This window comes from Acinetobacter sp. RW6 (assembly GCF_041956835.1).
Classification (GTDB): Bacteria; Pseudomonadota; Gammaproteobacteria; order Pseudomonadales; family Moraxellaceae; genus Acinetobacter; species Acinetobacter calcoaceticus.
In genome coordinates this window covers 3,406,562-3,419,989 of record NZ_CP167121.1, presented here as the reverse complement: position 1 = coordinate 3,419,989, position 13,428 = coordinate 3,406,562, and the positions used below count along the sequence as shown (strand labels likewise).

Below are 13,428 nucleotides of genomic sequence, written 5' to 3'. Positions count from 1 at the left end.
ATTAAGATAATTAAAAATCTCCTTTAAAAAGCTATTGTTATTTTTTGTAACCAATAAAAAACCGCGCCTAAGCGCGGTTTTTTATTAAAGAAACAAATTATTTTTTGTCATCTTTAACTTCAGTAAACTCTGCATCTACAACGCCATCGTCAGCTTTTTGTTGACCTGCATCGCCACCTTGGAATGCATTTGGATCAAAGCCTTCTGCACCACCAGCTTGTTGTGCTTGTTCATAAGCACGTTGAGTGATAGGCATTAAGATGTTTTGTAAAGCTTCAGTTTTAGCTTTGATATCTTCAACATCATTTTCTTTTGTTGCTAATTCAAGTTCAGAAACCGCAGTACTTACAGCTGTTTTTTCATCTTCAGTAACTTTATCACCAAGATCTTTTACAGCTTTGTTTGAGCTTGAAATTAATGCATCAGCTTCGTTACGAGCTTTTGCAAGTTCTTCAAACTTACGATCTTCTTCAGCATTCGCTTCAGCATCTTTAATCATTGCTTCGATTTCAGCATCAGACAAACCTGAGTTTGCTTTAATCTGGATTGATTGCTCTTTACCAGTGCTCTTATCTTTAGCAGATACTTTCAAGATACCATCAGCATTGATGTCGAAAGATACTTCAATTTGTGGCACACCACGTGGAGCAGGTGGAATGTCGCCTAATTGGAAGTTACCCAACAATTTGTTTTGTTGAGCCATCTTACGTTCACCTTGGTAAACAGAAATGTCTACAGCAGGCTGGTTGTCAGCAGCAGTAGAGAACACTTGTGATTTCTTCGCAGGAATCGTCGTGTTTTTCTCAATGATTGGTGTTAATACACCCCCCATTGTTTCAATACCTAAAGTTAATGGTGTTACGTCTAATAAAAGAACGTCAGTTTTGTCACCAGACAATACCGCACCTTGAATCGCAGCACCAATTGCAACTGCTTCATCAGGGTTTACGTCTTTACGTGGCTCTTTACCAAAGAATTCTTGTACTTTTTGTTGTACAAGTGGCATACGAGACTGACCACCAACCAAGATCACGTCAGAGATGTCAGAAGTCGAAAGACCAGCATCTTTAAGCGCGATACGGCAAGGTTCAATTGTACGAGCAACTAAATCAGCAACTAAACCTTCAAGTTTTGCACGTGTTACATTGATCACTAAGTGTTTAGGACCAGTTGCATCAGCAGTGATGTATGGAAGGTTGATTTCAGTTGCATTTGATGAAGAAAGCTCGATTTTTGCTTTTTCAGCAGCTTCTTTCAAACGTTGTAACGCAAGTGGGTCATTTTTCAAGTTCACACTTTGTTCTTTCTTAAATTCTTCAACCAAGAATTCAATTAACGCGTTATCAAAGTCTTCACCACCAAGGAAAGTATCACCATTGGTTGATAACACTTCGATTTGTTGGTCGCCATCAAGGTCTGCGATTTCAATGATCGATACGTCAAAAGTACCACCACCTAAGTCGTAAACCGCAATTTTACGATCGCCTTCTTTTTTGTCCATACCGAACGCAAGTGCAGCAGCAGTTGGTTCGTTAATGATACGTTTAACGTCTAAACCAGCGATTTTACCCGCATCTTTAGTTGCTTGACGTTGAGCATCGTTAAAGTAAGCAGGAACAGTAATAACTGCTTCTGTAACTGTTTCACCTAAATAGTCTTCTGCAGTTTTTTTCATCTTTTTCAAGATTTCAGCAGAGATCTGTTGAGGCGCTAATTTTTTATCGTTTACTTCTACCCAAGCATCACCATTGTCAGCTTTGATGATTTTATAAGGTACAAGGCCGATGTCTTTTTGTACCGCTTGATCTTCATAACGACGACCAATTAAACGCTTAATAGCGAATAATGTATTTTTCGGGTTAGTTACTGCCTGACGCTTAGCACTTTGACCCACTAAGATCTCGCCATCTTTATAAGCAATGATCGATGGAGTTGTACGTGTGCCTTCAGCGTTTTCGATTACTTTTACTTTATCGCCTTCAAGTACAGCAACGCATGAGTTGGTAGTACCTAAGTCAATACCAATAATTTTTGCCATGTGACGTTTTCCTCAAAAATTCTTTTGCAATGTTTTTGCTTGTTATCCGATATGAGAGTGAATCTATTTTTTTCAAGCGTTTTAGCGAAAAAAAATCTAAAAACTCTCAATTTTTTATTTATTGACCAACCATAACCATAGCAGGGCGCAATAAGCGACCATTTAAGGTATAGCCTTTTTGTAAAACGGTACCGATTTCATTCGCTTTAGCGTCTGGGGCAATGCCCACTGCTTGATGTAACTCTGCGTTGAAACCATTTTGAGTGTCAGCTTCTACAACACCAAATTTTTCCAGCGTGGTTAATAGTGACTTCAAGGTTAACTTAATGCCCTCAAGTACAGGAGTTTCTTCATCACCCGCTGCTTGAATCGCACGCTCTAGATTGTCTACAGAATCCAGCAATTCTTTTGCAAATTTTTCAAGCACAGTTTCCTTATGCTTCTCAGACTCACGTTGAATACGCTCTACACTTTTTTGTGCTTCGTAAACAGCATTCGCTGTACGTGCTTTTTCAAGTTTAAGGCTTTCTTCTAATTTAGTGATTTGCGCTTGTAAAGATTCAACGGTAACGTCGTTTGCTTGCTCTCCACCTTCAGCCTGAGTTTGCTCATTAGATTGCTCTGCTTGCTCGTGTTGAATGTCTTGAGCTTGCTCATTTTGCTCATTAGCCATTGATGATCTCCGTTTAAATGGGTTTTTAAACATGTACAGTCCTTTTTGGCATCAGTATTTACTGTGTAAAACCTGAACTGCCATGCATATGCTGTAATTCATTAATAGGTATGAAGTATGGGCACTGCCTAAAAATTCAAGCGTACACGACAATTTAAAGCTTTTAATTTTGCGGTTTTAAGTAAAAATCTAAATTTTCGATCATAAAAGCAATAAATTCCTGAGTTATTTTGGGTAAATGCTGCCTAGATGCATATACCACTGACAGACTTAGCTCTGGCGCTGAAAAGTTTTTAAATAAAGGAACTAGTCGTTTTTCTTTTAAATCTTTTTTAACTAATAGTGAAGGCAACATAGCTACACCCTGAGCATGTAGACACATATCATAAACAGCATTTACATCATTACTTTTAAAGGTAACGTTTAAAGGATAATTCTGTGGTTGTTGATCTTCATCAAAAAGTGTCCAGTATTGATGCTGGCTATGGTGAGCTAAACATTCATATTGAATAAGTTGTCTTGGGTGAGAGAGGGGGCTGTGCTGTTTTAAATAATCTGGATGAGCACAAAATACCGATTCGATCTGGCAGACTGGTCTCGCAATTAATCCATCTGCAACTTTTTGCGTTATACGCAAAGCTAAATCGACTTGTGCGTCAATCAAGTCAATTGTATTTTCAGTAAGATATACATCAAATTGAATATGTGGATGTTGCTTTTTAAATTGACGAATACATTCCCCAACACCTAATTGAAATAAAAATAAACCACAAGTAAAACGAATCGTACCGTTATGTTGTTCGGGTGCTGCTAGCTCTTGTAGAAGTTGTTGTTGTTGCAAAATATTTTCGCAGTAGAGGAGGGCTTTTTCACCTGCTGGAGTGAGAGATATTTTTCGAGTATTCCGCTGAAATAGGCGAGTTGAGAATGTATGCTCTAGGTGTTCAAGATAGCGAGAAACCATGGCACGGGAATAATTAAGATGTTCTGCGGCCTTGGTTAAATTGCCATGCTGAGCAATAGAAACAAAGACTTGTATGGCTTTTAATGTGTCCATATGCTTTATCATTATTACAATTTATGCAACAGTTTATCTTAGTTTAGTGCATTTACCTTACAGAAATTGCAATTTAAAGTATTCCTTATGAAATTGGAGAATACATAATGAAATTTTTTAAATTAACTGCTTCGGCTCTAGCAACTGCTACAGCTTTGACGATGGCTTCCACAGCTTTTGCACAAGATCTAAAAATCCAAAGTTTTCTGGCTAAACCAGAACATTTTGGTGTGACTTCTACTTTAATTGAAGGTGATAAAGAAGTTCTATTGGTCAATGCGCAATTCTCAAAATCTGAAGCATTACGTATTGCTGCCGATATTCTCGATAGCGGTAAAACGCTAAAGACAATTTTCGTAAGTTATGGTGATCCGGACTATTACTTTGGCTTAGATGTATTTAAACAGTACTTCCCAAATGTACAAATCATTGCAACTCCGGAAACTGTTAAACATATTCAAGATACTCAAGCGCTGAAAGTGAAATATTGGGGACCACAAATGGGTGCAAATGCACCTAGCCAAATTATTATGCCTCAAGCTTATACTGCTAAAACTTTAAAGCTAGAGAATGAGTCAATCGAAATTAAAGGTAAGAAAGAACTCACTTATTTATGGATTCCTTCTTCAAAAGCAGTAGTAGGTGGTATCCCTGTATCTTCAGGTATTCATTTATGGATGGCAGATACACCAAAATTTAAAGACCGCAATGAAGTGATTCAAACTCTAGAAAGCATTAAAGCACTTCAACCTCAAACGGTGGTTCCTGCCCATATGGTTGAAGGAGCTCCTCAAGGTTTGGATGCAGTTAACTTTTCGATCGACTATCTCAAGAGCTATGAGAAAGCGGCCAAAGTAAGTAAAAATGCGGGTGAGCTGAGCCAGCTCATGCAGAAACAATATCCAACATTAAAAAGTGTGGATAGCCTAGAGCTAGGTGCAAAAGTTGTAAAAGGCGAGATGCAATGGCCTTAATTTAAATCGGAATATAATCAATTTTAAAAAAAGCCGTGGTCTATACCCGGCTTTTTTAATGGGAAAAGGAATTTTTAATCAAAAAAACCTCTGTAACATTCTACGCACCTTATATAGTGTTTCTATAAAGAGAATTTTTTTGAGCAGAGAAAAAGACTAAGATAAAAATTAAAAATTGATAAAATTAAACAAAAGCTTAAGTTGCTACTTTTATATAAAAGGTAGAGATGAAGCTAAGGAAGAGAATTTAATAAAAAATTGCACAATTTGTACTTCTATTACTACAAAAGACAACCAATGATACGCACGCCAGAAAAAAAAATTGTGAATTATAGGCAGCGCAAAGATGATCTTTGCATTTAAGTGTTTGTCGTAATGAAAGGAAAGCGATTATGAAAAAATTAGGTCTTATCTCTGTAGTACTTGCTGGTGTTGCTTTTACAGCTGTTGGTTGTGCATCTGAAGCTGGTTTAAACGCATCAGGTTCTGCTCAAACAAGTGCTAGCCCATCTGGCGTACAAGCAGATGTAGGTGTAGATGCTGGTGTTTCTGGTCAAGCACAACCAGGTCAAGTTGATGCTGGTGCTTCTGGTTCTGTTTCAGGTTCTGCAACAGCTCAGTAATTCTTAGTAATAAGAACAGTTAAAAGATTATAGAATACATATATTCAAGATGCCGATTTATATATGAAATGAGCTGCTACTCATTATTCTATAATTAAGAGAATTTAGAATTCTCAAAAAAGCCCCAAAAGACTTAACTTATTGGGGCTTTTTATATAGTAACGAATTTAGTCATCATGACGAGAATCTCGACGATTATGATCTCGATCTTCTACTCGTTTTTTATCCCATTGGTGACGTCTTTTATCGTCATCACGGTGTTTTTTATCCTCGTCATGGCGTCTTTTATCCCACTCATGACGGTTTCGGTCCTGTTTGCGAGCGTCTCTACGTTGTTGTTCATATACTCTTTTACGCTCTTCCCAACGCTTCCGTTCCCAATCATTATATCGACGTCCATCATTGCGATCATAGCGATTAGTATCATGATAACCATAGCCACCACGATAAGAAGGGTCATCCGTATAAGCAACACAGCCTACCGTTAATAGACTGGTTGCTAATAAAGTAACAACTAGTTTTGTTGACATAATCTTACCTCTTTTTGTCTGTTAACAATAATTGGCAAAAAACTCCTGCTTGAAACGACAGATTTGTTAATGACATTTGCTTTAAATCAGATTAGCGTAATTTAGTTTTTACCTTTGTATCTTGATTACATGAGTTGTATGCGAATATAGTCAAACAGCAACAGAATTCTGTAGAAAATATGAAGGATAAGAGGAATTCATGGAGATAGGCATGACAGCATTTAATCAAAAAATTCAAACATTGCTAGATAAGGGCCAAGGGCCCGCTGCTCGAGCTCTTGATAAGTTACCTCGATTAGCTCAAGAATCACTTGCCAAAATTCTTGGGTATTCTTACCAATATCCAGATCTGGACTCATTTACTAAATGTCTGATGGCTGTACAAATTAAGCAGGGGCGTATCGGTTTTATTGGTCCAGATCCAATTGAATCTAGACGACAGTTTGATACGCAAATGTTAGCCATACGTCAGAAATCAACAGAGATTGATTCAGTAGAAGATATTCGTTTACCTCTTCAAAGTGGAACCGTTTTCGCGAGACACTACCACCCGGCATCTAATAAAAAATTGCCTCTTCTTGTTTTTTATCACGGAGGGGGATTTGTTGTGGGTGGATTAGATACTCATGATGAGGCGTGTCGTATATTGGCAAAATATGCAAAAGTACAAGTACTCAGTATCGATTATCCTCTTGCGCCAGAGGTTTCTCCTCAACATTTAATCCAATCTTGTGAAGATGCTTTGGCTTGGGTATATCAAAATCGTAGACAATTAAAAATATTAAAAGGTCGAATTGCGGTAGCTGGTGATAGTGCAGGTGGAAACATTAGTACAGTCGTGGCTCAACGATCAGTAAATAAGCCTTATGCTCCACAGGCCCAACTTCTTATTTACCCTGCGGTCGATTTCAAGAGCCGACATCCATCCTTCTATGCCTATAACGAAGGATTGGTTTTGACAGATAAAGATATCGATAATGTCACTCAATACTATGCAAACCAGCATAACGTAGAACTAGATGATCCAATTATTTCTCCAACCTATGGCAACTTGAAGAAGAATCCTCCGGCTTTTGTGATTACTGCTGGGCATGACGTATTACATGATGAAGGGAAAATCTATAGCTATAAGCTACGCCAAAATGGCGTCAAAATGCATTATGAAGAATACTCAGATCAAACACATGGATTTATAAATCTGACGCCTATTTCTAAAAAGGCCAAACGTAACACCATTGAGTTCAGTAAAAACTTTAGAAAATTTTGGGATAAAAATAGCTAAATAAAAGTTTGGTCCATGTTTCACGTGGAACGTGGACTCATACTCAAATCTAAAATATAAGGCTTTAAATAAAAGATAATAAATACTCACTAGAATTCTTTTATATAGACGATTAAATTTAACCTTTATTAAGTTTTGCATTTTACTGTAGGAAGATATGAAAAAATTATTAATGCTATGTTGCTTGGGTTTAAGCAGTCATTCAGTCTGGGCTGACACTTTAGTTGAAATGCAAACAAATTTAGGCAACATTGAAATACAGCTTTATGATGAGAAAGCTCCAAGCAGTGTCAAGAATTTTAAAAGCTATATAAAGTCGAACTTTTATAAAGATACGATATTCCACCGCGTAATTCCTGGTTTCATGGTACAGGGCGGTGGGCTTACTGCAAATATGCAGGAAAAGACCACTCGAGCACCAATCAAAAACGAAGCTGGAAATGGGATTGCTAACACACGCGGAACCTTAGCAATGGCTCGTACCGCAAATCCTGACTCTGCTACTAGTCAGTTCTTTATTAATGTCGCAGATAATAGTTTTCTAAATCGCTCTGCTGGTAATGCTGGTTATGCAGTTTTCGGAAAAGTGATTAAAGGAATGGATGTGGTTGACCGTATTGTAAAAGTACCGACAATCACTGATGGAATGCATCAGAACGTCCCTAAACAACCTATTAAGATAATAGAAGTGAAAATCAAGAAAGAATGAAAATAAAAGATTTTAATATTTGTTGTTTATTATCAATAATTTAAACCGTTGTTTTTACTTTTTTTGATTTCGATTGGGTGAAAAAGAATCGATCAAACACATATATTTAGAAAAGTGCTTGCGTACCATTTTTTTTCCCCTATAATGCACTCATCCCGACGCGATACATGAGAATATCTTAGCTTACAGGGTTAAGATGAAAAGCTTAGTATTGCGTTGAATTCTGTCTCTGACGAAGAGCAGAAAGATCATTAAGAGATTATGAAGAACAACTTGTGTGGATTTTTACTGATTGATCGATCGAAATATTATCATTGATTGATTGGTTTAAATTACTCGAAGTTTATTTGAGCGAAATTTAAGTCAGAAAATTGATGAGCCAGAATTGGCACCTTGTCTTTAATAAGGTGCAAAATGATTTTTAACTGAAGAGTTTGATCATGGCTCAGATTGAACGCTGGCGGCAGGCTTAACACATGCAAGTCGAGCGGAGTGATGGTGCTTGCACTATCACTTAGCGGCGGACGGGTGAGTAATGCTTAGGAATCTGCCTATTAGTGGGGGACAACATTTCGAAAGGAATGCTAATACCGCATACGTCCTACGGGAGAAAGCAGGGGATCTTCGGACCTTGCGCTAATAGATGAGCCTAAGTCGGATTAGCTAGTTGGTGGGGTAAAGGCCTACCAAGGCGACGATCTGTAGCGGGTCTGAGAGGATGATCCGCCACACTGGGACTGAGACACGGCCCAGACTCCTACGGGAGGCAGCAGTGGGGAATATTGGACAATGGGCGCAAGCCTGATCCAGCCATGCCGCGTGTGTGAAGAAGGCCTTATGGTTGTAAAGCACTTTAAGCGAGGAGGAGGCTACTGAAGTTAATACCTTCAGATAGTGGACGTTACTCGCAGAATAAGCACCGGCTAACTCTGTGCCAGCAGCCGCGGTAATACAGAGGGTGCAAGCGTTAATCGGATTTACTGGGCGTAAAGCGCGCGTAGGCGGCTAATTAAGTCAAATGTGAAATCCCCGAGCTTAACTTGGGAATTGCATTCGATACTGGTTAGCTAGAGTGTGGGAGAGGATGGTAGAATTCCAGGTGTAGCGGTGAAATGCGTAGAGATCTGGAGGAATACCGATGGCGAAGGCAGCCATCTGGCCTAACACTGACGCTGAGGTGCGAAAGCATGGGGAGCAAACAGGATTAGATACCCTGGTAGTCCATGCCGTAAACGATGTCTACTAGCCGTTGGGGCCTTTGAGGCTTTAGTGGCGCAGCTAACGCGATAAGTAGACCGCCTGGGGAGTACGGTCGCAAGACTAAAACTCAAATGAATTGACGGGGGCCCGCACAAGCGGTGGAGCATGTGGTTTAATTCGATGCAACGCGAAGAACCTTACCTGGCCTTGACATAGTAAGAACTTTCCAGAGATGGATTGGTGCCTTCGGGAACTTACATACAGGTGCTGCATGGCTGTCGTCAGCTCGTGTCGTGAGATGTTGGGTTAAGTCCCGCAACGAGCGCAACCCTTTTCCTTATTTGCCAGCGAGTAATGTCGGGAACTTTAAGGATACTGCCAGTGACAAACTGGAGGAAGGCGGGGACGACGTCAAGTCATCATGGCCCTTACGGCCAGGGCTACACACGTGCTACAATGGTCGGTACAAAGGGTTGCTACCTAGCGATAGGATGCTAATCTCAAAAAGCCGATCGTAGTCCGGATTGGAGTCTGCAACTCGACTCCATGAAGTCGGAATCGCTAGTAATCGCGGATCAGAATGCCGCGGTGAATACGTTCCCGGGCCTTGTACACACCGCCCGTCACACCATGGGAGTTTGTTGCACCAGAAGTAGGTAGTCTAACCGCAAGGAGGACGCTTACCACGGTGTGGCCGATGACTGGGGTGAAGTCGTAACAAGGTAGCCGTAGGGGAACCTGCGGCTGGATCACCTCCTTAACGAAAGATTGACGATTGGTAAGAATCCACAACAAGTTGTTCTTCATAGATGTATCTGAGGGTCTGTAGCTCAGTTGGTTAGAGCACACGCTTGATAAGCGTGGGGTCACAAGTTCAAGTCTTGTCAGACCCACCATGACTTTGACTGGTTGAAGTTATAGAAAAGAAGATACATAACTGATGATGTAAGCTGGGGACTTAGCTTAGTTGGTAGAGCGCCTGCTTTGCACGCAGGAGGTCAGGAGTTCGACTCTCCTAGTCTCCACCAGAACTTAAGAGAAGTTCGGATTACAGAAATTAGTAAATAGAGGTTGTAAGATCTTAGTTTATTAACTTCTGTGATTTAAGTATCACGGTATTAAGCATGACCTGACGAAGGCATGTTTATTCATTAACAGATTGGCAAAATTGAGTCTGAAATAAATTGTTCACTCAATAATGAAAAGAGAAGAAGTAATTCTGATCTTGGAATTAATTGAGAACTAGCAAATTAACTGAATCAAGCGTTTTGGTATATGAATTAGATTGAAGCTGTACAGTGTTTAAATACACAGTACTTCAAACTGTAAGAGATTGATGAGAAATCATTGATCATGTCTTATTACTCCTTGTAGGTAATAACGACTGTTTGGGGTTGTATAGTCAAGTAATTAAGTGCATGTGGTGGATGCCTTGGCAGTCAGAGGCGATGAAAGACGTAATAGCCTGCGATAAGCTCCGGGGAGGCGGCAAATATCCTTTGATCCGGAGATTTCTGAATGGGGGAACCCACCTACTTTAAGGTAGGTATTGCAACATGAATACATAGTGTTGCAAGGCGAACGAGGGGAAGTGAAACATCTCAGTACCCTTAGGAAAAGAAATCAATTGAGATTCCCTTAGTAGCGGCGAGCGAACGGGGATCAGCCCATTAAGTTATGTGTGTTTTAGTGGAACGCTCTGGGAAGTGCGAACGTAGAGGGTGATATTCCCGTACACGAAAGGGCACACATAATGATGACGAGTAGGGCGAGGCACGTGAAACCTTGTCTGAATATGGGGGGACCATCCTCCAAGGCTAAATACTCCTGACTGACCGATAGTGAACCAGTACCGTGAGGGAAAGGCGAAAAGAACCCCTGTGAGGGGAGTGAAATAGATCCTGAAACCGCATGCATACAAGCAGTGGGAGCCGACTTGTTCGGTGACTGCGTACCTTTTGTATAATGGGTCAGCGACTTATATTCAGTAGCGAGGTTAACCGTATAGGGGAGCCGTAGAGAAATCGAGTCTTAATAGGGCGTTTAGTTGCTGGGTATAGACCCGAAACCAGGCGATCTATCCATGAGCAGGTTGAAGGTTGGGTAACACTAACTGGAGGACCGAACCCACTGTCGTTGAAAAGCCAGGGGATGACTTGTGGATAGGGGTGAAAGGCTAATCAAGCCTGGTGATAGCTGGTTCTCCCCGAAAGCTATTTAGGTAGCGCCTCGGACGAATACCATAGGGGGTAGAGCACTGTTTCGGCTAGGGGGTCATCCCGACTTACCAAACCGATGCAAACTCCGAATACCTATGAGTACTATCCGGGAGACAGACTGCGGGTGCTAACGTCCGTAGTCAAGAGGAAAACAATCCAGACCGCCAGCTAAGGCCCCAAAATCATAGTTAAGTGGGAAACGATGTGGGAAGGCATAGACAGCTAGGAGGTTGGCTTAGAAGCAGCCACCCTTTAAAGAAAGCGTAATAGCTCACTAGTCGAGTCGGCCTGCGCGGAAGATGTAACGGGGCTAAAACTATGTGCCGAAGCTGCGGATTTGACTTTTAAGTCAAGTGGTAGGGGAGCGTTCTGTAAGCCGATGAAGGTGTATTGAGAAGTATGCTGGAGGTATCAGAAGTGCGAATGCTGACGTGAGTAACGACAAAACGGGTGAAAAACCCGTTCGCCGAAAGACCAAGGGTTCCAGTCCAACGTTAATCGGGGCTGGGTGAGTCGACCCCTAAGGCGAGGCCGAAAGGCGTAGTCGATGGGAAATTGGTTAATATTCCAATACTTCTGTGTAATGCGATGAGAGGACGGAGAAGGTTAAGTCAGCCTGGCGTTGGTTGTCCAGGTGAAAGGAAGTAGGCATGCATCTTAGGCAAATCCGGGGTGCTCTATGCTGAGATCTGATAGCAAGCTGTACTTGTACAGCGAAGTGGCTGATACCATGCTTCCAGGAAAAGTCTCTAAGCTTCAGTTACACAGGAATCGTACCCTAAACCGACACAGGTGGTCAGGTCGAGTAGACCAAGGCGCTTGAGAGAACTCTGCTGAAGGAACTAGGCAAAATGGTACCGTAACTTCGGGAGAAGGTACGCTGTTGTTGGTGATGGAACTTGCTTCCTGAGCTGATGACAGCCACAGAAACCAGGCCGCTGCAACTGTTTATTAAAAACATAGCACTCTGCAAACACGAAAGTGGACGTATAGGGTGTGATGCCTGCCCGGTGCTGGAAGGTTAATTGATGGGGTTAGCGTAAGCGAAGCTCTTGATCGAAGCCCCAGTAAACGGCGGCCGTAACTATAACGGTCCTAAGGTAGCGAAATTCCTTGTCGGGTAAGTTCCGACCTGCACGAATGGCATAATGATGGCGGCGCTGTCTCCAGCAGAGGCTCAGTGAAATCGAAATCGCTGTGAAGATGCAGTGTACCCGCGGCTAGACGGAAAGACCCCGTGAACCTTTACTGCAGCTTGACATTGAACTTTGACCTTACTTGTGTAGGATAGGTGGGAGGCTTTGAAGTTGGAACGCTAGTTCCAATGGAGCCGTCCTTGAAATACCACCCTGGTAATGTTGAGGTTCTAACTCTGCCCCGTAATCCGGGGCGAGGACCATGTCTGGTGGGTAGTTTGACTGGGGCGGTCTCCTCCTAAAGAGTAACGGAGGAGTACGAAGGTGCGCTCAGCGTGGTCGGAAATCACGCGTAGAGTATAAAGGCAAAAGCGCGCTTAACTGCGAGACCCACAAGTCGAGCAGGTACGAAAGTAGGTCTTAGTGATCCGGTGGTTCTGTATGGAAGGGCCATCGCTCAACGGATAAAAGGTACTCTGGGGATAACAGGCTGATACCGCCCAAGAGTTCATATCGACGGCGGTGTTTGGCACCTCGATGTCGGCTCATCTCATCCTGGGGCTGAAGCAGGTCCCAAGGGTATGGCTGTTCGCCATTTAAAGAGGTACGCGAGCTGGGTTTAGAACGTCGTGAGACAGTTCGGTCCCTATCTACCGTGGGCGCTGGAAATTTGAGAGGATCTGCTCCTAGTACGAGAGGACCAGAGTGGACGAACCTCTGGTGTACCGGTTGTGACGCCAGTCGCATCGCCGGGTAGCTATGTTCGGAAGGGATAACCGCTGAAAGCATCTAAGCGGGAAGCCTACCTCAAGATAAGATTTCCCTAGGACTTTATGTCCTCTAAAGAGCCGTTCGAGACTAGGACGTTGATAGGTTGGATGTGGAAGCATAGTGATATGTGAAGCTGACCAATACTAATTGCTCGTGAGGCTTGACTATACAACACCCAAGCAGTTGTATATAAAGCATCAATCGATTCATTAATAT

General features: G+C 41.8%; 7 protein-coding genes, 2 tRNA genes, 2 rRNA genes and 1 pseudogene. 8 read left to right on the top strand and 4 right to left on the bottom strand.

Translation table 11 applies throughout. The features are described from left to right. Nucleotides 1–97 precede the first annotated feature (97 nt). The 3 genes and pseudogenes from dnaK to ACB088_RS16165 form a co-directional block, all read right to left on the bottom strand. Nucleotides 98–2,038, bottom strand: coding sequence for a molecular chaperone DnaK (gene dnaK / locus ACB088_RS16175; RefSeq protein WP_003656004.1), 1,941 nt, complete (start codon nt 2,036–2,038; stop codon nt 98–100). A gap of 118 nt (nt 2,039–2,156) precedes the next feature. Then, nucleotides 2,157–2,711: a nucleotide exchange factor GrpE gene (gene grpE / locus ACB088_RS16170; protein WP_092710918.1), complete on the bottom strand. Its 555-nt coding sequence runs from the start codon at nt 2,709–2,711 to the stop codon at nt 2,157–2,159. Nucleotides 2,712–2,839: 128 nt separating this feature from the next. Further along, nucleotides 2,840–3,768, bottom strand: a pseudogene (locus ACB088_RS16165) (LysR family transcriptional regulator). A gap of 107 nt (nt 3,769–3,875) precedes the next feature. On the opposite strand from ACB088_RS16165, the gene ACB088_RS16160 reads away from it, so the two are divergent. Beyond that, nucleotides 3,876–4,742 (top strand): MBL fold metallo-hydrolase, encoded by an 867-nt coding sequence (locus ACB088_RS16160; RefSeq protein ID WP_375037447.1) that lies wholly within the window; start codon nt 3,876–3,878, stop codon nt 4,740–4,742. 392 nt (nt 4,743–5,134) lie between these two features. Further along, nucleotides 5,135–5,365 (top strand): hypothetical protein, encoded by a 231-nt coding sequence (locus tag ACB088_RS16155; protein WP_217484449.1) that lies wholly within the window; start codon nt 5,135–5,137, stop codon nt 5,363–5,365. Nucleotides 5,366–5,532: 167 nt separating this feature from the next. Here the strand turns inward: ACB088_RS16155 and ACB088_RS16150 are convergent, their stop codons facing one another. Then, entirely contained in the window at nt 5,533–5,895 is a 363-nt protein-coding gene (locus ACB088_RS16150; RefSeq protein ID WP_375037446.1) for a hypothetical protein, read from the bottom strand. 211 nt (nt 5,896–6,106) lie between these two features. On the opposite strand from ACB088_RS16150, the gene ACB088_RS16145 reads away from it, so the two are divergent. From ACB088_RS16145 to ACB088_RS16120, 6 genes are all read left to right on the top strand, one after another. Beyond that, the gene (locus tag ACB088_RS16145) at nt 6,107–7,177 is read left to right on the top strand and encodes an alpha/beta hydrolase (RefSeq protein WP_199991532.1); all 1,071 of its coding nucleotides are present in this window, start codon (nt 6,107–6,109) and stop codon (nt 7,175–7,177) included. A 157-nt stretch (nt 7,178–7,334) separates the two neighbouring features. Further along, nucleotides 7,335–7,886: a peptidylprolyl isomerase gene (locus ACB088_RS16140; RefSeq protein ID WP_199991531.1), complete on the top strand. Its 552-nt coding sequence runs from the start codon at nt 7,335–7,337 to the stop codon at nt 7,884–7,886. Nucleotides 7,887–8,308: 422 nt separating this feature from the next. Next, nucleotides 8,309–9,846: ribosomal RNA gene (locus ACB088_RS16135) — 16S ribosomal RNA — on the top strand. Nucleotides 9,847–9,905: 59 nt separating this feature from the next. After that, a tRNA-Ile gene (locus ACB088_RS16130) sits at nt 9,906–9,982 on the top strand. Between the two features lie 56 nt (nt 9,983–10,038). Beyond that, nucleotides 10,039–10,114 (top strand) — tRNA-Ala (locus ACB088_RS16125). Between the two features lie 372 nt (nt 10,115–10,486). Continuing rightward, nucleotides 10,487–13,380: ribosomal RNA gene (locus ACB088_RS16120) — 23S ribosomal RNA — on the top strand. The 16S and 23S rRNA genes sit together here with 2 tRNA genes alongside, the layout of an rRNA operon. Nucleotides 13,381–13,428: the final 48 nt, after the last annotated feature.